Genomic DNA, 21,319 nt, shown 5'->3' with positions numbered 1-21,319 from the left:
GCTGGAACAAGGCCCACAACTCATCCGGTACCAGCCGCTCAACGATCCCCACGCCCGCAGACTACCGAACCAGCCAATTGAGATGACTTCTTAGGAGCGAGGTAAGGCAGTCTGCGGCGTGACCTGCGGATTCCCAGCCTCGGATGGAGTGGGCGGTGCGTCCCCCTGCACACCGCAATTCCCCCTGACTCCCCGCCCGTTCTGGCACGGATGTGGCACGGCGACTCTTCATCCCGGAGCAAGCTGTGCAGTCGACATCGTGCTCAGTCAGGGTCTGCGACGCACGCCTAGTCGCCGATTTTTGCTAATGAAGGACCGAAGAAGATTCTCGGCCATTACGTGATTAACCAATTGCGCCATTTCGAGGGGTGTGTCCCCATCTGGGTCAGCCAGCATGGGATCCGCCCCGTGTGCCAGCAGAATTGCGGTTGCGACGGAGCTTAGAGGCTTACCTGACTGCCGCGCCGAATCACCCTCAAGGTCGATCGCATGGATAAGCAAGGTTTGCCCAAAGCAAACTTCGTTGGGATCCACTCCCTCTGCGAGAAGACGTGTCAAGTCTTCGTATTCGCTAAGCTCGACGGCCCGGTGTGCGGGAGTCCATTCCTCGAAAAGCCCCTGAATCTCAGGGCCATTTTCAGGCATTTCGGGTACTCGAATCGTGACCTGTTTCCCAGAACTGACGGACCTGCTCGGTCGTCGCGGCGATACGACCAGGCGCTCCGCTTCCAGTCCCATGCAGTCCTCCCAGCTGTGGCCGCAGCCTACTGCAAGGTCGGCGGAACGGCTTTGGCCGGTGGCCTGCCTGGGCTGGGGCCGTGCATGATCAGGGGCCGTACGCTGGCTGGCAACTCGGGCAGGCTTGACCCTGCCCGCAATGTGTCCGAGTGGCCCCCTGGTCTCGCTCGGCGCGGGTCCCGGACCGGGGAGGTGGCTAAAGCCGTGGAGTCGACCGCCCCAGCCACAGCGGGTTTCTCCTCAGTCCACGCTTCGCCGTCTGGCGGGCGGCCGGCGGCCGGGGCGGGGCGGAGACAGACATCCGATGCGGTTGATCTGTCAAGCCACGGTGGGGAAGGCGATCTCTTCGTTGTAGGGGATTCGCGTGGTCAGGCAGTGGTGGAGGCAGCCGAGCATGCGGTTGAAGAGGTTGCGTTGGGCGGCGGTGTGGCGTTCTTCGGTGGCTCGGCGGCGGTCGTAGTGGGCTCGGGCGCCGGGTGATGCGGTGAGGGCGGCGAAGGCCCTTGGGTAGCCGACGGCGGCCAGTCGCTGGTTCTTGATGTGCCTGGTCAGCACCACTGTTTTCTTCCCTGAGGCTCGGGTGATGGGGGCGGCGCCGGCATAAGCCTTGAGTGCGCGGGCGTCGGCGAAGCGTGTGTGGTCGTCGCCGAGTTCTGCCAGGACGCGGGCGCCGGTGAGGGCGCCGAGGCCGGGGAAGCTGGTGATGATCTCGGCGTCCGGGTGCGTCTCGAACGCTGTGACGGTGGCGGTTTCGAGTTCGTCGGCGCTGGTGCAGGCCGCGTTGAACTGCCGCAGCAGTGCTTGGGTCTTGGCGCCCATGGCCTGTTCGACCAGCGGCGGTTGCTGCATCTGGGGTTCGCGCAGCAGCTGGTGGAGACGTTCGACTTCGGGGGCGATCTCGCGTTGACGGCCGGCCTTGATGAGCAGGGCCCGCAGCTGGGTGCGGGACAGGCGGGCGGCCTCGGTGGGGGTGGGGGCGGCGGCCAGCAGAGTGCGGGTGACCGGTGAGGTGATGCCCTCGCGGAAGTGAACGAACACCGTGAGGAAGCCGGGGAAGTATTCCCGCAGGTGGGAGCGGAGTTTGTTGCCTGCTTGGGTGCGGTCCCAGACGGCGTCTTGCTGGGCGCGGGCCAGGATGGCGATGGCCTGGGCGAGCTCGCTGTCTGCGGGCAGGGGCCGGTGCTCGGCGGGGTCGGTGCGCAGGATGTTGGCCAGGACCTTGGCGTCCAGGTGGTCGGACTTCTTGCGGGTCAGGGCGTATCGGTCGCGGTAGCGGGCGGCGGTGAGCGGGTTGATGGCGTAGATGGGTCGGCCGGTGGCTCGCAGGCAGGACACCAGCAGGCCGGGGGATGTCTCGATGGCCACCGGGATCGGGGATGGGGTGTCGCCGTGGTCGGCCAGCAGATCCAGCAAGTACGCCAGGCCGGCGGCGTTGTCGTCGATGCGGAGCTTGGCTAACAGCGCTCCGCCCTGGTCGATCAAGGCCACGTCGTGGTGGTCGCTGGCCCAGTCGATCCCGCAGAACACGCCGGGCATGGGTTTCCCTCCTCCGTGTTGGCGGCGTATGAGTGCTGGTCACAGCCGTGCAGGGGTGCGCGGCTCCCTAATGGAAGGGCTCATGCGGCCCGTCATCCGATCAGCCGTTCGCGATCCCCGGCGACCCGCGGGGCCCTCGGTCTGCGGGGGAACTCGGTGGTCCCGAAGCGGTGAGAGGTGATCCCTGCGGGCGGCCTGGTCCACGACGCTAACGAATCCGATGCCCCCTGTTCTGCTCCGCCGTACCCAGGGGAGACGGCGCGGCGGCGCTCATGTGGGGGCTCGGCCGTGACACGACGCTGCGATTCCCGGGCTGCTGCGGGCAGTTCCTGTTCGATGCCGCCCAAGTAAGAGCCGCGCTCCCCGCAGCCGAGCAAGCGCTCGTCCTTCACTCGCCTCGTCGGGCCCCCGTGGCCGCCCGGATCCGGCTGTGGCTGGACGAGATGGCGGACGACCCGAACTGCGACATCGACGAGCTGATCGACGGCCCGCTTCGGGTGCTGCGTTACGCGGCGCGCACGGGAGTCGGGGCAGTCGGGCTCACTCTTTGGTACTCACAGGAACTCATGGCGGCGGTGGTCCCTGCAGGCAAAATCACGATCTACGGTTGGCGTACCAAGGGCGCATCGGTCGCTGAGGTCTGCCGGGCCGCTCACCCGGTGTCGTAGGCATAGGGAGGGTCGATGACGGACTCGGCGGTTGCTGTACCTCCTTGCTGTAGTACAGCACCGCAGCTCAGCCGGATCATGTCCACCGGTGGGGCGTATGACCTCGTCTGGGTGCTCTCGATCGAGGAGGGACTGTCTTGCACGGTTACTGGGATCCCCTGCCCACGGCACGGCAACTCGTCATGACCGCGGAACCGACCAGGGAAGTCTTCTCAGGCGTTTGGGAGCAACGGAATTGGCGCAACGTTCCCGGCCCGTTCTACGGTGCGGCCACCGACTCCATGGCCACCGGCCGGCTGGATGCGCCGCACCATATTGCCTACGACGACGACTACGGGGGCGGCTTCGGGACGGAGTTCGTCTACCGCCAGCCCGTGAGCGAAATGGAAACGCAGGCAATGGTCGCGGCGGCGTGCCTGGAGCTGTACAGCGGTTACGGCTGGGACGGCGACGACCACTGGACCCCCGACACCGTCCGCGCATGGTGGCGCGGCCGAGGCCGCGTCCGCGAGTGGGCGCTGGCCATCGCGGCCGACTGGGGCGCCGGCACCCACCCCGGCTGGGGCAGCAACGGGTCCGCCCGATTCCAGGGGCACTATCGCGACGCCGCCCAAGGCCACCTGGACTTCGTCGCCTACATCGACAACGGACTGCAGGCATATCTACGCGGCTACACCTTCTGGCTGGACCAGCGCCGCGCACCCCGCCACGGCGAAGCCCTGCCAACCCTCTGACGCCGTGCGCTGCCCGCCTCGCACGCCTCGGAACCGACCCATCGCGGTATCCCTCGGCAGGACTCCCCCGGCACCCGCAGTAGCAGCGAGGTGGGGGCGACAAACAGCCTGGCCTGAGCAGTGCCCAACTTGAGAGCCCCGTCACGCTCATCCGCGCCCCTTCGCATCCATGTCGCTCATGTGCGGTTGGGGAAAAGTTGGGGCCGTGACCGAGAGTGAGCACTCGGGGCAGCGTTGCCCAGTGCTCCAGCATGACTTCATTGAGTGACCCCTTGGCGTCGCAAGCCAGCGGGACGGAACGCGAGAGGGGGAACACCGCCTTACGATCGATGAAGGGTGAGATGCACGGCCGGCGCCCTCCCGGCGCGGGAAAGAGCTGACGGTGATGGACGAATTCACCTCGGGGCGCGTCCCGGCATCGGGACGCGCGGGCCCGAACGACGGCGTCGTGCGCAGTGCGTTCGCCCTCATACGCGTCCTCGCACAGGCCCGGCGTCCGATGGGCGTCACGGGGCTGGCGGCGGCGGCGGGCCTGCCCAAGACGACGGCACACCGGATCCTGGAGCAGCTGGCCCGCGAGGGTGTCGTGTCGCGCCGCGACCACGCATGGGCACTGGGGGCGGGGCTGAGCGACCTGTCGCAAGCCCCCTATCGCGCCGACCTCGTAGGTGTGGCGCAAGTCCGCATGCATGCTCTGACCCGCGCCACGGGGGCGACGCTCTTCCTGTACGTGCATTCCCCGGGACAACCGCTCCATGCGCTCTCCCGGACCTACGGGGCACGGGTGTGTGGCGCCGTGGCCGCTCCCGAGCAACGGCGCGGCGGCGAGCACCCGGCTTCGGCCATCTGGCGCGCCCTGGAGCGGGGACAACTGGCGGCCGAGTACGGGGAGGCACACCCGGAGATCGACTGCATCGCCACGCCCATGACTGCTCCCTCCGGCGACACGGTGATCCTCACCTTTGCCGAGCCCAGGGGCGTCGACCTGGAACCCTTCAAGCGGCCCCTGGAACGGACCATCGCCCTGATCCTTTCCGACCTGCGGCGCCTGGAGCCCTGAGAGATCCTGCGCGAGCCGTGCTCGCCCCCCCCTGGAGCACTGCTCTGGTCGGACTTGTCTGCCGGGGCCCTCGCCGTCCCGTTTCGCTGAGCGGAACGAAAATCCTGCCGCCTGCTCTTTCGCGCTACCCCGGTAGGAGGCACGTGAGTGCCCAGACATCCCTGACGGGTGACGGCGACGGGTGGGAGAGGCCATGCCAACTACGACCGAGGGGTTCGACTACGTCGTTGTCGGCGGCGGGACGGCCGGCTGTGTGATCGCCGCGCGGTTGTCCGAGGACAACGGCTCGCGGGTCCTGCTGCTGGAAGCGGGCCCGGCGCGGACCCCGGCTGCCGAGGCCGCGCCTCCGGCGTGGCCGACGCTGCTGCAGACGTCCTCGAACTGGGGGGATGTGACGGTCCCGCAGCGGGCCACCGGCACCAGGATCCCCATCGGGAGCGGGCGGGTGCTCGGCGGTGGGTCGGCCATCAACGCGATGAACTACGTTCGGGGTCATCGCAGCAGCTACGACGCGTGGGCGAAGGCGGGCCTCACGGCATGGGGGTTCGAGGACCTGCTGCCCTACTTCATGCGCAGCGAGAGCACTGTCGGACGGGATCCGGACCTGCGCGGCACCGGTGGACCCTTGAGGGTGGGCCCCCCCGATCCTCCGAACCCGGTCGTGGCGGCCATGCTGGAGGCGGCGGCGGAGTCCGGCCACCCGCGCGCGGTCGACATCAGCGGGGGAACGGAGGAGGGGTTCGGCTGGTCCGATCTGAACATCGTCGACGGAAAACGGCAGAGTGCGGCTGATGCCTATCTGGCCCCCGCGATGGATCGGCGCAATCTGACGGTGGTGACCCAGGCACTGGTCCACCGGTTGCGGATCAGCGACGGCCGGTGCACACGAGTGGAGTACAACACCGGTGGCGACACCGTCTCGGTCGGCTGTGCGGGCGAGGTGGTCCTCGCGGCCGGCAGCATCGGGTCGCCGCAGTTGCTGATGCTCTCCGGGGTCGGCCCGGCAAGGCATCTGCGGCAGGCGGGCGTTGACGTCGCAGTGGACCTGCCGGGTGTCGGGGAGAACCTGCACGACCACCCGATGTCCGACGTCGTATACCAGGCGGCACGTCCGGTCCCGGCGGCGCTGAACAATCACGGCGAGGCATTCGGGCTGGTGCGGAGCCTGCCAGAGCTCGACGGACCCGACCTGCAGATACTCTTCATCGACGTTCCCGGCCACATTCCGGATGCCGACGGGCCGGAAACGGGGCGGGGCTACACGATCGCCGTAGCCCCCATGCTGCCGCTGAGCCGGGGCACCGTCCGTCTGGCGAGCGCGGATCCCGGCGTACGGCCGTTGGTGAACCCCAACTACTTCGGCGACGACCGGGACTTGGAGACGGTCGTCCGCGGACTGCGCCTGGCACGTGAGATCGGCGAAGCGCGTGCGCTCGGCGAATGGCGTGCACGTGAGGCACAGCCGGGGCCGAGGGTGACGGACGACGTCGACCTGCGGCGGTTCGTGCTCGCCACCCTGACCACCTACAACCACCCGGTGGGCACCTGTCGGATGGGTGTCGATCCTCAGGCCGTCGTCGACGACAAGCTCCGCGTGCGGGGTGTCGAGGGTCTGCGGGTCGCCGACGCTTCGGTCATCCCGTCCATCCCCTCGGCCAACACCAACGCGACCGTCTGCGCCATCGCGGAGCGGGCCGCCGAACTGCTGCGCTCCTGAAGGCTCCGGCCCGGCGGGCCACGCACCGGACGGAGAGCACCGAGCCCCCAACCTTCCTTCGGGCGTCGCGGTCCAAGCGCGCCGCGACGCCCCCGAGCACGGAGAACCACCATGACGCTCACCGCAGAGAACACCTTCCAGCACCTTCTGATCGACGGCGTCTGGCAGCCCGCTTCCCACGCGCGTACCTACACGGCACGCGACCCGTTCACCGGCGACGTCGCCTCCCAGGCCGCGGCAGCTGCTCCCCAGGACGTCGTGCTCGCCGTCGATGCCGCCCAGCGAGCCTTTCCCGCCTGGGCGGCACTGGCGCCGGGCGAGCGCCGCCGCATCCTGTGGACGGCGGCCGAAAGGATCGAGGCCCGATCGGACGAGATCACCCAGGCGATCATCGCCGAGATGGGCGGCCCCGCCGCATGGGGCCACTACAACACCGCCGTCCTCGCAGAGAAGTGCCGCTACGCGGCGGGCGCCGTCCACGAAGCCCTCACCGGCGAGGTCATCCCCTCCGAGACACCGGGTCGTACCTCGATCGCGATCAGAAAGCCGGCCGGTGTGGTGGCCTGCATCGTCCCGTGGAACGCGCCGGCACTGCTCGTCGGCAACTCCGTCCCGTACGCGCTGGCCGCGGGCAACACCGTGGTGATGAGGGCGTCGGAGCAGACTCCGCGCACCCACGGTCTGATCGCCGAGTGCATCACCGAGGCCGGGCCGCCGGACGGGGTGTACAACTTCGTCACCAACGCCCCCCAGGACGGCCCGGCCGTGGTGGACGCGCTGATCGCTCACCCGGCCGTACGGCGCGTGCACTTCACCGGTTCGACCCGGGTGGGCCGCATCATCGCCCAGAAGGCCGCCGCGCACCTCAAGCGGGTCATCCTGGAACTCGGCGGCAAGGCGCCCATTCTGGTCCTCGCCGATGCCGACCTCGACCAGGCCGTCAGCGCCGCCGCCTTCGGCTCGTTCGCCAACTCCGGACAGGGCTGCATCATCACCGAACGCCTCATCGTCGACCGCACCGTCGCCGACGAGTTCACGCAGCGCCTGGCCGCCCTCGCCACCACACTCACCTACGGTGACGGCCGCGATCCGCACACCGTGCTCGGCCCCCTCGTCGGACCGGACAGCATCAGGCGGCTGTCCGACATGGTCCACGAGGCCGTGGCCGGGGGCGCACGGTTGCTGACGGGCGGTACGGCCGACGGTGCCTGCTACGTGCCCACCGTGCTGGCCGATGTCACGCCGACCATGCGGGTCTGGCGTGAGGAATCCTTCGGGCCCATCGTCGGAGTCGCCGTCGTCGACGGACCGGAGGAGGCCGTGAGCATGGCCAACGACAGCGACTACGGACTCTCCGCCGCCATCTTCACTCGCAACATCCCCCTCGCGCTGGACCTCGCCAAGCGCATCGACGCCGGCATGTGCCACATCAACGGCACCACCCTCGACGACGAACCCCAGATACCCTTCGGCGGCGTCAAGGACAGTGGCTACGGGAAATCCGGCGGCCGCGCCGGTCTGCGGGAGTTCACCGAACTCCAGTGGGTCACCATCGAAGGCCCGTAGCCACCGCGCCACCAGGCCCCTCGGAGGCCGGCTCCAAGGGGCCTGTTCAACGACTCGACACAGTCAACCGGGCGACAACGACGACCGCCGACAGCGGGACAGGTGGTGGTCGAGCAGCCGATGACTGGCTGCGCCCGGTAGAACAGGTCCGTGGGACCCGCCTGCCGCCCAGGACGTCGTATATCTGAGGAAGACAGCATTCCTGGCAGCAGAATGCGCCTACCACCCGTGCCATTGACAATCGCCGAGGCCCCCGGAACTCCTTCACCGGAAACCGGTCGCCGAGCCGGTTGAGCGACTGCATGCCTCCCCAGCCGTCGTCTGGGACTTCCGTCCGGTCGCTCACCACGCCGCCGATGGGCTCCAGCTCGAACACGTCGTCTTCCTCGGCAAGGCGGCCGCCGATCGAACCCGCCTGGTAGGCAACGCGGTCTCGGTCAGCGCCGCCCAGTGGCTCGCCAAGCGCGCTGTCGCCTCCGGTCGCAGCACGGTCGATGAGCTGCGCAACGCCGGCCAGCGCCACCCGCGTACTACCTGACCTCACCGCCGTCCTCGCCAACCTCCCGCCGGGTCTGCGCATCTAGTGCTGTGACCGCATAGGTTCGCCGGGATGGCAGTTAGGGCGGTTGGATGGGTGGCGACGTCTTGTCCGATCGCTTGGAGGTGCGGTGGCTGACCCTGTGCGGGTGCGCCGACTGACCGATCAGGAAGGCAGAGGCTGCAGCAGATCGTGCGCCGTGGCAGTACCAGTTCGGTGCGCTACAGGCGGGCGATGATGCTGCTGGCCTCGACCGGCGGGAACCAGGTTCCGGTGATCGCACAGCTGGTCCAGGCCGACGAGGACACGGTCCGGGACGTGATCCACCGGTTCAACGAGATCGGCCTGGCCTGCCTGGACCCTCAGTGGGCGGGAGGCCGTCCCCGCCTGCTCAGTGATGACGACGAGGACTTCGTCATCCAGACGGCCACCACCCGCCCCACCAGGCTCGGCCAGCCCTTCACCTGCTGGTCCATCCGCAAACTCGCCGCCTACCTGCGGAGAGTCCACGCCGCGTCATCTGCATCGGCCGCGAGACGTTACGATGCCTGCTCGCCCGCCGCGGCATCACCTTCCAGCGCACCAAGACCTGGAAGGAGTCCCCGGACCCCGACCGCGACGCCAAGCTCGACCGCATCGAACACGTCCTGGGCCGCTTCCCCGACCGCGCGTTCGCGTTCGACAAGTTCGGGCCGCTCGGCATCCACCCCATGGGAGGGTCGTGCTGGGCCGAGCAAGGCCACCCCGACCGGGTGCCGGCGACCTACCACCGCACCCACGGCGTCCGATACTTCCACGGCTGCTACTCGATCGGTGACAACACCCTGTGGGGCGTCAACCGGCGCAAGAAGGGCGCCACCAACACGCTGGCCGCTTTGAAGTCGATCCGCGCGGCCCGGCCCGACGGCGCCCCCATCTACGTGATCCTGGACAACCTGTCCGCACACAACGGCGAGCAGATCCGCCGCGGGCGAAGAAACACCAGGTCGAACTGTGCTTCACCCCGACCTACGCGTCCTGGGCCAACCCGATAGAAGCCCACTTCGGGCCGCTGCGGCAATTCACCATCGCCAACTCGAACCACCCCAACCACACCGTCCAGACCCGGGCCCTGCACACCTACCTGCGCTGGCACAACGCCAACGTCCGCCACCCCGACGTCCTGACTGCCCAACGCCGTGAGCGCGCCCGCATCCGCAGCGAGAAGGGCATCCGCTGGGGCGGACGTCCAGCGAAAGTCGCGTGACCTCGCTGACGGGCACCGGCAACACTGACGCCATGACCAATGATCGTGAGGCTGTTCAGGCCAGCTGGAACAAGACCCGTGACCACCTCGACGCCGCCCGGGCCCAGCTCACGAGCCTGCCAGACATCGATCTCTCAGCGACGCTGGAATTCCTGGAGCACAACGAGCTGGGACTTGCCTTCGACTGCCTTGTCGATCTCGGTGAGGACCTCGACCTGCCCCTCAGTTTCTGGCAGCACCTGGACCGAGCGGCTCGTGAGATGCGGCTCTACAGCGATGCACTGCACAAGCCCCACCTCACGGCTGCCGACTTCTGTCGCCGTCACCTCGCCGCTGCCTCCGAACAGGGGTGATCCGCCAACCCGGCGAACCTGCTCGGTCACAGCACTAGAGGAGCTTTGGGCCGACGAGCTCGTCCAGGAGGCCGGTACGCACTCCATCCTGGACATCTTCCGAGGGACCTGCCGACACCCCGGACTACAACACCGTGGAACCCGTGACGGCCGAGGAGGCGCGCATCCTGCTCGGCTCCGGCAAGCTGGCGCGTGCACACGTCAAAGATTTCGATGTCCTCCCCCGATCGCGGTGGGTCGGGCGCTGCGCAGTGCTGCAGGACGAACAGGGCAACCCCCAAGAGATCCACTTCTGGGGCCACTCGGGCGACTGAACTGCAGCCACTGACGGCAGAAGATGACGGCAACTGGGCCAAACGCAGGAGGACCCTGGCGGTAGCAAGTGGACAGCCCTAAGCCGGTGCAGTGGCAACGCGGCAGCGCTCACGTAGCCAGGAACGAACTTCTAAAGCGGGTGTTGTCCTGCAAGTTGAACACCGTCGCGGGGCCGTCCCTGGACCGTGGGAGGTGGACCAGCGCTGACCAATGTTGACAACCAGTGACGGCATCGACGCTGGTCAGCGGGATGTTCCGTCCGGAACCGCAGCTCAGCCAGACGGCCGTTCAGTAGACCGTGAAGTCAGTCGCACTGTCATCCCAATCGAGGCATTTGACGGCGAAGCGCGCCGTCAGCGCCCTCTTTGCCAGTGGCGGCTTTGCGGGATGGGCCGCCGATCTGCCTATGCTCAGGCCCATGGCACTGGAATGGGAACAAATTATCGTCGACTCCGCCGCCCCGGTCGCTCTCGGGCGCTGGTGGGCTGAGGCTCTCGGCTGGGTTGTGGTCGACGAATCCGAGGAGATCATCGAGATCCGGCCCGAGCCGGACCGGACGCCGAGCCTGCTCTTCGTGCCTGTCCCCGAGGGCAAGACATCGAAGAACCGGCTCCACCCCGACTTCCGCCCCGACAACCAGGAGGCCGAGGTCGCCCGGCTGCTCTCCCTCGGTGCCCGGCGCGCCAACGCTGCGCAGGACGGGCAGCACTGGGTAACCCTCCTCGACCCGGAGGGCAACGAGTTCTGCGTCCTGAGTGACCGCAAGAACTGAGCGGGGACCGGGCAGCTGTCCGGGCCCTGACGTCAGCCTCGTTGACACGCAGTCAGTCCGCCCAGGTCAGATCAGGTCACCCCTGACTGACCATCTTCGCTGTCCCATGTAGTGGCATTTCCACGGCGGGCCACGTGGGCGCAGGGAGCCGGACCGGCTCCCTGCGCCGCACCGTGGTGGCCCGCCGCCGCCCGTTGCGGTGTCGGATCCGGCGCGTTCCGCGCGATGCCGCTCGCGCGGCACGCTGCCCGCACCGTCACGCGGGGCGGCACGGCACCTCCGCGATCGTCCTGACCGTGTCGGAACCGCCCGATACGGCACCGACGTGAGCCGGCACCAGGCTGTCGGTGCCGACCGGCGCCGGGCGCGCCGCGATCCACGACCATATGGCAGGGCGCTTCCATGAATATCGTTCCCGGGACTGACGTAGTCCGGCTGATACCCGCGTCGCGGCGGCCGAAGAACACGACCCTTCGCCATGGCAGCCGTCATGCGCGGACTACGGCTGCCACCCGGTCGTATGCCGGCAAGCGGCAGCCACGGCGCCCTGGCGGTTCTCCCTGCGCAGGCGGGGGTGTAAAGCTCGATCATCCTGACCTCGAACAAGACCTTTAGCAAAGCACACATGTTCCGGCAAACCCGTACCACGTGCTGCCGAAACTTCACGGCTTCGACGGTGTCGAGGAGGCTGCCCAGCCATCTCGATGTTCGCGCCACGCGGCCCTGAGGGCTTCGAGCTCAGTGCGAGGGAAGCGCTCACCCCACTTACCGCGGTATGCACTATCGCCGTACTTCTCCACGACCTCGTCGAAGCAGCGGATCACTGCGCGGGCCACGACGTCGATGTCCTGCTGGGTGGACCAGATCTCGGTCCCCGTGTTGTCGTCGGCACTACCCTTGGCCAGCTCGAGTAGGCGGATCCACACATTGGCTCCGTCGCGATAGAAGATCCACCGGAAGGCGGTGGGCTCGGCGTCGAACTGCGCTCGGCATTCGGTCTCGCCGGCGATCAGACGTGCTGTTGCCGCCAAGAGATCTTCGGGTGCAGCGGTGATATAGGAGGCCGTGACTCCGGCTTCCGCCTGGTGGTCGCTGACGATGCAGTCTGCCCAACCACGTCCGGACAGGACCCAGACGAGTCGCAGGTAGACCATCCTCGTTCCCTTCTTTCGGTCGCGGATTCCCTGCGCTGATTACCGAGGGCCTCTCGCACCAATGCGATTCCGGGCACGGCGAGGTTGCTGACCAGCGGATTCTCCTACGCTGGCTGTCACTCAGTGATCGAGCAGGTGCCCGGGGTCGACATGGTCGGCGAGATAGATCAGGGTGGCTTGCGGGTCGATGCCGAAGGCTGCGGCGACGAGCTTGGGGTCCATGGTGTTCACCAGGTCGACAAGGCGAGTGCTGCGGATCTTTCGGGGTGGAAAGCCGCAGTGGCGCATCACTGATCGGCGGCCACACGGTCCAGCGCGAGCAGGGGTGGTCCGTATCAGGCGTCCCAGTCGGCGAGGGCGGTCTGGTCATTTCCCACGCAGGCGGGGGTGGTCCGGTCATGGCGAACGTCGCAGGCCGGTGGATCCCGTTCTCCGCGCTCAGGCGGGGGTGGTCCGTGGCGCCTGGGCCATGGGGTACGAGTACCTCTGTGCGGACGAGGCCGACATCCTCGTGTCCGTCTTCGGTACGGCCGTGCCCGGGCACGCGGGTCCTGCAGGAAAAGCTCGCGCACCTCGGGTAATACCGCAACGTCTGAACAGAGCTTGTCCCGCAACTGGTGCGGAGTTCGCTTCCCGCGCGCGAGATGTGGCCGATCAGCCGGCTTGCCCCGCGTCGGCGTTGATCTTCTTCATGCACGCGTCGTCGTAGGCGAGCAGGGTGATCACGCCGACCTGGCTGCTCACGTACTCCGCGACCATGGTCCAGCCACGCTGTTTGAGGACTACGCGGGCGTCGTAGATCACCCCGTCTGGGCCCCTGCCCTTGTCCGGTTCCCGGGCCTGCTGCCAGTCGCGTTCACGCAACTCGCCCACCACCGACTCCCAGCGGGCAACGTCAACCTTGGTGGCCTTGGTACCGAAGCCCTTGAAACCGAGGCCGCACGATCGCGGCGAGCCCGCCTCAGCGTCCTCATTCATGCCTCCGAAGTCCGGTGCGTTCGCCGGAACGCCCGCGTCGGCCGCGGAGGTGTCGAGGTCCGTCCGCACGACGTCCTTGGTGAGCGGTCCGGTGCCCTGGGGCCGGGGCTGAGGCGGCGCCAGCACCGGGGCGGCGGCCGCCTCGGTGCCGGTGTCGCTGGCCCCGCAGCCTGCGGCGCCGAGCGCAATGACCGCCACCGCCACGGTGGCCCACTTTGTGCTGCGCAAAGTCGCATCCTTCCAGGTCGGGGGCTGTACGCCCCCGTGATCAAGGAAGGAGTCTGCCACGGTGTACCGACAAGGCGACACGGATTATGCGGCAGATCACCTGTGGGCCAAGCCTTGTGGCAGGTCGAAGCACCGGGCAGTGAGCAGCAGGGGGCGCCGATCGTCCACCCGGACCACAAGGCCGGTGGCGCCGCAGCTTCGCCTGGACCGACTACCGTGACCTGCTCGTCGTCGGCCACCAGCAGCTCGGCAAACCGATCGTCCTGCTGTGGGACAACCTCAACGTCCACCGCGACGCCGCCCGCGCGAGTTCATCGAGGCTCAGGATTGGGCCAGCGTCCACTACTCCCGCCCTACGCGCCGCAGCTCAACCCGGTCGAGGGGATCTGGTCCCTGCTCCGGCGGCGCTGTCAGGCCAACGTCGCCTTCACCGATCCAGCCCACCTGATGCGCGCCTTGCGGCGTGGCCTGCACCAGGTCCAGTACCGGTCCGACCTCATCGACGGATGTCTCGCCGGCACCGGACTCGCCCTGGCAGGAGCCGAGAGTGCGCTTTGATCAGCTCGGGCGGAGTCCGGATTCTCGTCCGGCATCACCACTTGGGCCTCGCCCATCGCCGACCGGCTTTCATCTGCGCGGGTTCTTGCCTCTTCGATGTGGCTCGGGCGGGTACTCAGTCGAAGTAGAAGGCCTGCGTAGCCTGCGCCGACAACTGTGACCACGGAGCCGACTTCTGGCCAGTCCGCGGGGAGAAACGATCGGGCGCGGGGCCCGATCGTCCGACATCACGACTTCGGGCTCAGTAACTCGTTAACCACGGCGTTGACCTGCCTGGCCAAACGGACGGTGCGTCGCTGCTATCGCTCCAGCACCCCGGGCACCTGTTCGCGGAAAGTGTGGCGGCAGCCTCGCGTCGGGCACGCACGAACCCGCACACGGACCACCATCCGTCGCCCGTCGACCGGAACGTCGGCGACCGTCCGCCAGTGATAGCCGTGCACCCCGACGAGGCCCCGCACACCTGGCAGACCGCAGTATCCGGCAGCGTCCGGGCCCGCACCACAATCCGCTCACCCTCGTCGGCCACATCCTCCATGACCAGCGGAGACTGACCCGAAAACACCATCCGTACAAGCTCGTTGACGTCCATTACATGAAGATCAACGGCCCTCGACAACTCTCCGTCACCACCGAATGTGAGACAGAGCCGTTCGGTGGACAGAACCGGTGGTGGCGACTTTCGCGGGCCGGAGTGCACATCAAGTCGTGGTTCGGCGTGGTCGCCGAACTCATCGCCGATTGGCGCCGCGACGAGGCCAAGGTCTGGCCGCTCGCCGTGGGCGCGGTCCACGACCATCTGCCCAGCTGGGGCTACTTCCTGGACACCGACATGGCCTACGGGACGGGTCGGATGACGCCGCGGAGTGGTTCGTGGCGGGCGCGTCCGAACCGACGGCCGTCCTTCGGCGGTCGGCACCGCGGAGCGTGGCGACTGACCGGGTCCGTCGGCCACGGCTCGGAGCGGGCGCCCTTGACCGTCGCCTTACTGTTGCGCCGGACGCACCAGCGCGCGACCGCGATGATGGACAACGCGCTACGGCCCCTGGGCGTCGAATCGCAGCAGGGCTCGGTTCCGAGAGTGCCGGTCGACCACGGCCCCGCGACACGGTGGGATCTCGGGGCGGCCACGGGGTCCGACAGGACCTCGATCACGCACACGCAACTTTCCGTCCGCATGGTCACCGAATGAGCCCGGGCGAGCGCGCGCAGTTCGGCGATCTGCCCATGCGCGTCGCCCGCCCCGCGAGCGGCACGACGTAGGCACGCCGGATCACCTTGCAGGTGTGCGCACATCCCTCGAGCCAATAAAAAACGAATGTTCGGCTTGACGGGTGCCCTCTTGTGCCACAGGATGGGCACCGCAAAACGGAATGGTTGTTCTCGGAAAGGGTGGAGGCGCCGTGGAAACCGTGCCCACCTCGGGGCCGGCACTGACCGCACACCGGGTTGTGCGAGATGGCGGGGCTCCCGCCTCACCTTCGCCATCCGGGCCCATCCCGCCTGAAACCGTGGCCTTCGTTCTCCAGGGCGGTGGCAGCCTCTGCGCGTCGCAGGTCGGCGCCTTGCGGGCGCTCACACAGGCGGGCATCACGCCCGATTTCATCATCGGGTCCTCGGCCGGCGCGCTCAACGGCGCCGCTTTCGCGGCCGACCCGACCGCCGAGGGCGTTGACCGGCTGGGAACGCTGTGGCTGAACATCAAGCGGCGTCACGTGGCGCCGATTTCGCCGTGGACCGTGATCCGGGCCGCGCTGGGCTACGGCGAGGCCGCGGTCTCGAGCACGGCGCTGCGGCGGGTACTGAAGTGCGGGGTCGGCGTCGAGCGCCTCGAAGACGTCGCCGTTCCGGTGCACATCGTGGCGACCGACGTGGAGACCGGCGCTGCGGTGGTGCTCTCCCGGGGCGACGCCGTATCGGCCCTGCTGGCTTCAGCGGCCGTCCCGGGCCTGTACCCCCCTGTGCGCGTCGGGCAGCGTCGCCTCGTCGACGGCGCCGTATCGGCGGACACGCCCGTTCTCCAGGCAGAGGCACTGGGTGCGACGACCATCTACCTCCTGCCCGCCGCCGTTTCCGAACAGACCGGCCGCCGGGCCCGGACGGCCCTGTTCGCCGCCTACCAGGCGGTGGGAAAGATGCTGGAGGAGCGCGAACGCCGGGACGTGGCGGCGGTGCGCGGGTCAGTTCTGCGGCTGCCGGCCGCCACCACGCCCGTGGTCAGCCTCATCGACTTCCACGACACCCCGCGGCTGCTCCAGGCGGGCTACTCGCTCACTCGGGACTGGCTCGCCCGGCAGCCCGCGGCGATGGCCTGAGGACGTCCGATGGCCAACACGGCCCGCTTCATCCGGCATCTGCTTCCACGCGCCTCACGTGCACCGAACAGCCGCGCGCCGCGGTGGTGTGCGGAACTGCTGCTGGTCGGGATGCTCTACGCGGTCTACGAGGCCACCCGCGGGCTGCAGCGGGGCTGGAACGCCGCTGCGGACAGCAACGGCCGGAGCATTCAACGCTGGGAAAACGCCGTACACATGGCACCGGAGCAGCCGCTCAACCAGGTGCTCCACCAGTTCCCGGTCCTGGCCGTGATCGCCGCGTACTTCTACGCGACGCTGCACTACGTCGTCACGCCTGCCGTGCTCATCTGGCTCTACCGGAAACATCCCACCCAGTACCGCGGCGCACGCACATGGCTCGCCACGGTGACGCTCGCCGCACTTGTCGCGTACTGGCGTCTCCCGACCACGCCGCCCCGCCTGCTCGGCCACGGCGGCATCCACGACATCGTGGCCGACGTCGAGCAATGGGGGTGGTGGAGCGGGAAAACCAGCGCGCCGCAGGGGCTCGGCAGCCTCGTCAACGAGTACGCGGCCATGCCGTCGCTCCACGTCGGCTGGGCGGTGTGGTCGGGGTGGCTCCTCTTTCGGCACGCCCGCCGGAAGACCCTGCGGGGCTGCGGTCTCGCTTACCCCGTGCTGACCACTCTTGTCGTCGTCGCGACCGGTAATCACTATCTCGCCGACGCCGTCGCGGGCGCCCTCCTCATCGTGCTCTTCGGCTCGTTCATCGGACTCGTGCACAACGTCGGCATCCGCCCACCCGGCACCAAAACCGGCTCGGCGGTGCGCTCGGCCCCGAACAGCGCACAACATGCCTGGCCGGACCACCCAGATCCCCACCCGTAGCTCCCCCAAGTTGGTCCGACATGCCCCACTCCCCCCTATCGCCGCTTCCGGACGGCGGAGATCGCCCGAGCGTCGCGCGCACGACACCCGACAGCGGACATGGCACCGGGAAGGCCGGTGGCCGGCTGCGCAGCCGGCGCCCGGGCCGGACCGCCTCACACCTCACGTTGCACTTGGGGGAAGCCTTCCTCGTGGGCGACGACGCCGAGGGACCGACCGGGGGTCTGGTGCGGTCTCGGATATCGGACGCCGTCGAGAAGGGCCGGCCGCGACGCTCGTGGTGGCCCCGGACGGACGTGGGGCGCCACCTCGCCGGGTCGACGGGGGAGCTCCGGCCGGCCCGGAACCACGTCCATGACGGGACCACCGCCCCGCAGGCACTCATCGCCATGCTCACGCTCAACGGCATCACCGACGTCGTGCCCCTCGTACGGCTCGACGTCGCGGACACGCTCCCGCACGTCGCCGACGCGTACTCGGGCCGTGCGGCGGCCATGGGCGTCGAGGTGCACTTCTTCGCGGCTCTGTGGGATCTGCCGATCCCGGCCCGCACGAAGTGCCGGGTGCGTCTTGAGGGCTCGGCCCGGCTGCTGCCCGACTGGCCGGGGCGATGAGCGACGAGGACGGGACCGAGGCCGACGACCCGGCGACGGGGCCGGGCGACCGGGCGGGCCACGCCCACCGCCCGTGCGGCCCGCTCACCGCGCTACCGCGCCTGCGGCGACGTGTTGCACTGATCGTGGGCGCCATCGCGGTGCTGCTGAGCGCGGACGGGGACCTTGTCCCCGTCCTTTACGACGGCGGGGTGCCCGCCGGTGACACCACCACGGTCCGGAAGACGTAGCCGAGTAGGTCCCGCCTGGTGCGGCACCCTCTTGGTAAAAAGAAAACGAATGTTCGGCTTGACGTCTTCGCACGGCATCCCCACACTGGAGCAGTAAATAAAATGATCATTCGTCTTTCTGGAGGCATGGCGTGAAAAAGCCATCGACAGGGCTGCAGTCATGGCACAGGACCGTCATCGCGACCGTGGCGTTGCCATTGGTGATCTCTCTGGCCGTGATGGCGTTCGCGTGGCCCGCGTCGCGGATCGCGCCCCGCGATCTACCCGTAGGGGTCGTCGGCACCAGCACGGCCAGCCAGAAGGCGGTCGAAGGACTGACGCACGGCATGCCGGACGGATTCGACTTCCACCTCTACGCGGACCAGGCATCGGCGCGCTCAGCGATCAAGCACCGGGAGATCTACGGCGCCTTCGTCATCACTCCGGGCCGCGTCACCGTGCTGGAGGCCACCGCCGCGAGCATGCCCGTCGCCCAGCTGCTGACCACGTCCGGCCAGCACCTGGCGGACCAGGCGGCGAAGGCAGCGAAAGCGGCGGTGAAGGACCCGACGCCACGCGACGACGCGTCCGTCCGGTCCACCGCCCAGAAGAAGGCCGCCGCGAAGAAGGCCGCCGCGAAGAAGATCACCAAGGTGAAGGTGAAGACGGTCGACATCGTCCCGATCTCCGCGAGCGACCCGCGCGGCGTCGTCTTCGTTTCGGCCCTTCTCCCGCTCACCGTGTGCAGCATCATCATCGCAGCGCTCATCGCGCTGACACCCGGTCGGGTCTCGGTACGCCGCAGGCTGGTCGACCTGGTCGCCGCGTGCGCCGTGACGGGACTCGCCGCCTACCTCATCGCCCAAGGCCTTCTCGGTGCCCTGCCGCACCAGCACGTGGCCACCTGGGCGGCCCTGTCCTTCACCCTGCTCGCCATCAGCGCGACCAGCTTCGGCCTGGTCACCCTCATCGGTCCCCCCGGGCTGGGACTCAGCGTCGCGCTCATGGTCTTCGTGGGGAACCCCTTCTCCGGAAGCACCTCCGCACCTGAACTGCTGCCCAAGGCCGTGGACGAAATCGGCCAGTGGCTCCCGCCGGGTGCCGGCGCGGGCCTTCTGCGCAGCACGGCCTACTTCGACGGGAACGCATCCGCAGGACACATCGTTGTCCTCACCCTGTGGACCGCCCTGGGCCTGTCCGCAGCGTTCCTCGGGGGCCGACGACGCGCCGCACTCGCGAAGGGCACCTCGGGGGACGACCGGCTCGGCGCCGACGACACGAGCGCGGTCGCCCCGGCCACGGCGGGAACCACGACGACCGTGACGCCCGCACCGGTGTTCCGTACGCACTCGCACGCCCGGCACGCCGCCCACGGATGAGGGAGGCGGCTCGTCGTCGCCTTCACGCGGGAGACGGCGACAGCCGGCCAACGCACCGAAACGCAAGGAACAGAACCCTGTCGTCGAAGTCCGCGGAGCGCACCGAGGACCTGATGGACGCGCAAACGGCGTTCCACGACGTCCGCACCATCACGTTCGGGATCGCCGACCGGATGCTAGGCAACATCGGCGACGCCGAAGACGTCGTCCAGGAAGCCTGGATCCGCCGGCGGACCTACGAGCGCTGCACGGTGCAGAACCCCGACGCCTTCCTCACGACGATGGTGACCAGGCTGACGATCAACGTGCTGCAATCCGCGAACGCCACCGGGAGAACTACGTCGGCCACCGGCCACCGGAGTCGCTCGATCCCATGAGCGCTCCAACGCTGGGCACCGCGAAGGCGGAAACGCCGAAGGTCGCGGTGCTGGTGCTCATGGAGAGGCTCACGCCCGCAGAACGGGCGGCGTACGTGCTCCGGGAGGCGCTCGAGTACCCCTGCGGGCAGTTCGCAGAGGTCATCGGACATCCCAGGTCAACGTGCGCCACCTGGTGAGCCGCGCCCGCAAGCGACTGGCCGCGCAGAAACGGGCCGGCGTCTCAGCCGCCGACCACCCACGGTTCCTCGTCACCTTCCCGGTGGCGGCCGGGGCGGGGAACGTTCGCCCCACTCGAAAGGCTGTTCGCGGAGGACGTCGCCCGCCCGGGCGGAGGAGTGGTGCGTACGGAGGGGCAACCACCCGTGCGAATAGATCTTTTGACGAGCCGTCACGTATTCGCGTGACCGTGTGAGGTGGGCAGTCCCCTGGCTCTGACGACCGGCCGGTCGTCGGAGCCAGGGGACTGCCCGCTCGCCGCCGGGGCGCGCCGGCACAGCCACATGCGGGACGGGCGTGCGTGGCCCCGCCGGGCCACCGATGCCGGGCAGCAGATGACACTGGGCCATGGGCGCGGGGGATGTGCGGTGGCGCGCCCGGATCGTGATCCGGACGCGAAGCGGCCACGAGGCCGGGCGACGGGCCCGTGCGTCAGGACGTCGCCGGAGCCGGCCAGAGCGCCCGCAGGGCGCCCGGCACTCCGTCCAGCGCGGAGTCGTCCATCGCCAACTGGAGGATGTAGCCGGGAAGCATGCACATGAACGCGGCGGCCATCGCCTCGGGTGAGACCTCGCGCGGGAGGGTGCCGCTCTGCTGGTGCTCACGGATGACGTCGGCCAGTGCCGTGCGCATCTGGGCCATCAGATCGTCGAGTTCCCTGGCCAGCGAAGGGTTCCGCAGTGCCTCGGACCAGGCCAGCACGGAGAGCCCGGCGATGCTCTGCTCGGCGGTCTTGACCTTCACCACTTCCAGGACGTCGGCCATGAGGTCCCCGAAGGAACCGCCGGGCCGATTCCTCGCGACGCACTGGACCATGACGAGGACATCGCGCACGCTCTCCTCGACGATCGCCGTGATCATCTCGTTCTTGCTGGCGAAGTGCCGGTACACGGCGCCGGCCGACAGGCCGGACTCGGCGAACAGATCTTGCATGGACGTCGAATGGAACCCGTCGCGCAGGAAGCAGCGCCGCGCCGCGTCCAGGATCTGCTGACGGCGGGCTTCCATGTACTCCGGCGTGACCTTGGGCATGGATCCATCCCTCCGCACAAAAAACGAACCTTCGTCTTAACTTATCATGCCAGGCCTCGCCCGGGCCGGTTCCACGGAGGGCAGCCGCAGCAGTCCCAGGCGCCGCGCATGACGAGGACGGCAGCCATGTGTCACATATCGCC

General features: G+C 68.6%; 21 protein-coding genes and 3 pseudogenes. 18 read left to right on the top strand and 6 right to left on the bottom strand.

Annotated elements, in window-relative coordinates; genetic code table 11:
• Positions 1-1,056 precede the first annotated feature (1,056 nt).
• Complete coding sequence (locus ACZ7MY_RS35215) at positions 1,057-2,274, bottom strand: IS110 family RNA-guided transposase (protein WP_499608264.1); 1,218 nt, start codon at positions 2,272-2,274, stop codon at positions 1,057-1,059.
• A gap of 410 nt (positions 2,275-2,684) precedes the next feature.
• Between ACZ7MY_RS35215 and ACZ7MY_RS35210 the strand changes: the two genes are divergently transcribed.
• The 5 genes from ACZ7MY_RS35210 to ACZ7MY_RS35190 all read left to right on the top strand — a co-directional run bounded on the left by ACZ7MY_RS35210 (position 2,685) and on the right by ACZ7MY_RS35190 (position 8,019).
• On the top strand, positions 2,685-2,942 hold the full coding sequence (locus ACZ7MY_RS35210) for a hypothetical protein (RefSeq protein WP_499608261.1): 258 nt from the start codon (positions 2,685-2,687) through the stop codon (positions 2,940-2,942).
• A gap of 374 nt (positions 2,943-3,316) precedes the next feature.
• Positions 3,317-3,676: a hypothetical protein gene (locus ACZ7MY_RS35205; RefSeq protein ID WP_499608259.1), complete on the top strand. Its 360-nt coding sequence runs from the start codon at positions 3,317-3,319 to the stop codon at positions 3,674-3,676.
• Between the two features lie 385 nt (positions 3,677-4,061).
• Positions 4,062-4,736, top strand: a complete 675-nt coding sequence (locus ACZ7MY_RS35200) for a helix-turn-helix domain-containing protein (protein WP_499608257.1) — start codon at positions 4,062-4,064, stop codon at positions 4,734-4,736.
• A gap of 193 nt (positions 4,737-4,929) precedes the next feature.
• Positions 4,930-6,453 (top strand): GMC family oxidoreductase, encoded by a 1,524-nt coding sequence (locus tag ACZ7MY_RS35195; RefSeq protein WP_499608271.1) that lies wholly within the window; start codon positions 4,930-4,932, stop codon positions 6,451-6,453.
• 111 nt (positions 6,454-6,564) lie between these two features.
• Complete coding sequence (locus tag ACZ7MY_RS35190) at positions 6,565-8,019, top strand: aldehyde dehydrogenase (RefSeq protein WP_499608254.1); 1,455 nt, start codon at positions 6,565-6,567, stop codon at positions 8,017-8,019.
• Between the two features lie 46 nt (positions 8,020-8,065).
• Here the strand turns inward: ACZ7MY_RS35190 and ACZ7MY_RS35185 are convergent, their stop codons facing one another.
• A complete protein-coding gene (locus ACZ7MY_RS35185) occupies positions 8,066-8,542 on the bottom strand; it encodes a hypothetical protein (protein WP_499608251.1) in 477 nt (158 codons plus the stop codon).
• A 145-nt stretch (positions 8,543-8,687) separates the two neighbouring features.
• Between ACZ7MY_RS35185 and ACZ7MY_RS35180 the strand changes: the two are divergent.
• The 4 genes and pseudogenes from ACZ7MY_RS35180 (at position 8,688) to ACZ7MY_RS35165 (ending at position 11,243) form a co-directional block, all read left to right on the top strand.
• A pseudogene (locus ACZ7MY_RS35180) lies at positions 8,688-9,803 on the top strand (IS630 family transposase).
• Complete coding sequence (locus ACZ7MY_RS35175; RefSeq protein WP_499608249.1) at positions 9,800-10,156, top strand: MafI family immunity protein; 357 nt, start codon at positions 9,800-9,802, stop codon at positions 10,154-10,156. The pseudogene ACZ7MY_RS35180 and the gene ACZ7MY_RS35175 overlap by 4 nt, the downstream one beginning before the upstream one ends.
• A 143-nt stretch (positions 10,157-10,299) precedes the next feature.
• Positions 10,300-10,470: a hypothetical protein gene (locus ACZ7MY_RS35170; RefSeq protein ID WP_499608247.1), complete on the top strand. Its 171-nt coding sequence runs from the start codon at positions 10,300-10,302 to the stop codon at positions 10,468-10,470.
• Positions 10,471-10,889: 419 nt separating this feature from the next.
• A complete protein-coding gene (locus ACZ7MY_RS35165) occupies positions 10,890-11,243 on the top strand; it encodes a VOC family protein (RefSeq protein WP_499608244.1) in 354 nt (117 codons plus the stop codon).
• 662 nt (positions 11,244-11,905) lie between these two features.
• Here the strand turns inward: ACZ7MY_RS35165 and ACZ7MY_RS35160 are convergent.
• Positions 11,906-12,397, bottom strand: coding sequence for a hypothetical protein (locus tag ACZ7MY_RS35160; RefSeq protein ID WP_499608241.1), 492 nt, complete (start codon positions 12,395-12,397; stop codon positions 11,906-11,908).
• A 654-nt stretch (positions 12,398-13,051) separates the two neighbouring features.
• Positions 13,052-13,579 (bottom strand): hypothetical protein, encoded by a 528-nt coding sequence (locus tag ACZ7MY_RS35155; RefSeq protein ID WP_499608239.1) that lies wholly within the window; start codon positions 13,577-13,579, stop codon positions 13,052-13,054.
• A 200-nt stretch (positions 13,580-13,779) separates the two neighbouring features.
• Between ACZ7MY_RS35155 and ACZ7MY_RS35150 the strand changes: the two are divergent.
• A pseudogene (locus ACZ7MY_RS35150) lies at positions 13,780-14,161 on the top strand (transposase); the annotation flags it as partial.
• Positions 14,162-14,463: 302 nt separating this feature from the next.
• Here ACZ7MY_RS35150 and ACZ7MY_RS35145 read toward each other — a convergent pair.
• Positions 14,464-14,753, bottom strand: a pseudogene (locus ACZ7MY_RS35145) (ISL3 family transposase); the annotation flags it as partial.
• A 3-nt stretch (positions 14,754-14,756) separates the two neighbouring features.
• On the opposite strand from ACZ7MY_RS35145, the gene ACZ7MY_RS35140 reads away from it, so the two are divergent.
• From ACZ7MY_RS35140 to ACZ7MY_RS35105, 8 genes are all read left to right on the top strand, one after another.
• Positions 14,757-15,353: a winged helix DNA-binding protein gene (locus ACZ7MY_RS35140; RefSeq protein WP_499608237.1), complete on the top strand. Its 597-nt coding sequence runs from the start codon at positions 14,757-14,759 to the stop codon at positions 15,351-15,353.
• A 319-nt stretch (positions 15,354-15,672) separates the two neighbouring features.
• Positions 15,673-16,476 (top strand): patatin-like phospholipase family protein, encoded by an 804-nt coding sequence (locus ACZ7MY_RS35135; RefSeq protein ID WP_499608235.1) that lies wholly within the window; start codon positions 15,673-15,675, stop codon positions 16,474-16,476.
• Positions 16,477-16,485: 9 nt separating this feature from the next.
• Entirely contained in the window at positions 16,486-17,346 is an 861-nt protein-coding gene (locus tag ACZ7MY_RS35130) for a phosphatase PAP2 family protein (protein ID WP_499608233.1), read from the top strand.
• Positions 17,347-17,537: 191 nt separating this feature from the next.
• Entirely contained in the window at positions 17,538-17,960 is a 423-nt protein-coding gene (locus tag ACZ7MY_RS35125) for a hypothetical protein (RefSeq protein ID WP_499608230.1), read from the top strand.
• Positions 17,957-18,190 carry a hypothetical protein gene (locus tag ACZ7MY_RS35120; RefSeq protein WP_499608227.1) on the top strand — a complete coding sequence of 78 codons (234 nt, stop codon included), beginning with the start codon at positions 17,957-17,959 and terminating at the stop codon, positions 18,188-18,190. The genes ACZ7MY_RS35125 and ACZ7MY_RS35120 overlap by 4 nt, the downstream gene beginning before the upstream one ends.
• A 131-nt stretch (positions 18,191-18,321) precedes the next feature.
• Positions 18,322-19,548: an ABC transporter permease gene (locus tag ACZ7MY_RS35115; protein WP_499608224.1), complete on the top strand. Its 1,227-nt coding sequence runs from the start codon at positions 18,322-18,324 to the stop codon at positions 19,546-19,548.
• 113 nt (positions 19,549-19,661) lie between these two features.
• Positions 19,662-19,925, top strand: coding sequence for a sigma factor (locus ACZ7MY_RS35110; protein ID WP_499608220.1), 264 nt, complete (start codon positions 19,662-19,664; stop codon positions 19,923-19,925).
• The gene (locus ACZ7MY_RS35105) at positions 19,922-20,104 is read left to right on the top strand and encodes a hypothetical protein (protein ID WP_499608218.1); all 183 of its coding nucleotides are present in this window, start codon (positions 19,922-19,924) and stop codon (positions 20,102-20,104) included. The genes ACZ7MY_RS35110 and ACZ7MY_RS35105 overlap by 4 nt, the downstream gene beginning before the upstream one ends.
• A 472-nt stretch (positions 20,105-20,576) precedes the next feature.
• Here ACZ7MY_RS35105 and ACZ7MY_RS35100 read toward each other — a convergent pair whose 3' ends face one another.
• A complete protein-coding gene (locus ACZ7MY_RS35100; RefSeq protein WP_499608216.1) occupies positions 20,577-21,176 on the bottom strand; it encodes a TetR/AcrR family transcriptional regulator in 600 nt (199 codons plus the stop codon).
• Positions 21,177-21,319 lie beyond the last annotated feature (143 nt).

The organism is Streptomyces sp. NPDC111520 (assembly GCF_055635295.1).
Note: the sequence above shows the minus strand (reverse complement) of the source record. Positions and strands in the feature narration are given on the sequence as shown.

Bases quoted from the DNA above. Each gene is read 5' to 3' on its own strand.
- ACZ7MY_RS35105 (WP_499608218.1), top strand. From the start codon at position 19,922: ATGAGCGCTCCAACGCTGGGCACCGCGAAGGCGGAAACGCCGAAGGTC.
- ACZ7MY_RS35165 (WP_499608244.1), top strand. From the start codon at position 10,890: ATGGCACTGGAATGGGAACAAATTATCGTCGACTCCGCCGCCCCGGTC.
- ACZ7MY_RS35200 (WP_499608257.1), top strand. From the start codon at position 4,062: ATGGACGAATTCACCTCGGGGCGCGTCCCGGCATCGGGACGCGCGGGC.
- ACZ7MY_RS35110 (WP_499608220.1), top strand. From the start codon at position 19,662: ATGGACGCGCAAACGGCGTTCCACGACGTCCGCACCATCACGTTCGGG.
- ACZ7MY_RS35130 (WP_499608233.1), top strand. From the start codon at position 16,486: ATGGCCAACACGGCCCGCTTCATCCGGCATCTGCTTCCACGCGCCTCA.
- ACZ7MY_RS35160 (WP_499608241.1), bottom strand. From the start codon at position 12,397: ATGGTCTACCTGCGACTCGTCTGGGTCCTGTCCGGACGTGGTTGGGCA.
- ACZ7MY_RS35100 (WP_499608216.1), bottom strand. From the start codon at position 21,176: ATGCCCAAGGTCACGCCGGAGTACATGGAAGCCCGCCGTCAGCAGATC.
- ACZ7MY_RS35190 (WP_499608254.1), top strand. From the start codon at position 6,565: ATGACGCTCACCGCAGAGAACACCTTCCAGCACCTTCTGATCGACGGC.
- ACZ7MY_RS35140 (WP_499608237.1), top strand. From the start codon at position 14,757: ATGAAGATCAACGGCCCTCGACAACTCTCCGTCACCACCGAATGTGAG.
- ACZ7MY_RS35195 (WP_499608271.1), top strand. From the start codon at position 4,930: ATGCCAACTACGACCGAGGGGTTCGACTACGTCGTTGTCGGCGGCGGG.
- ACZ7MY_RS35215 (WP_499608264.1), bottom strand. From the start codon at position 2,274: ATGCCCGGCGTGTTCTGCGGGATCGACTGGGCCAGCGACCACCACGAC.
- ACZ7MY_RS35120 (WP_499608227.1), top strand. From the start codon at position 17,957: ATGAGCGACGAGGACGGGACCGAGGCCGACGACCCGGCGACGGGGCCG.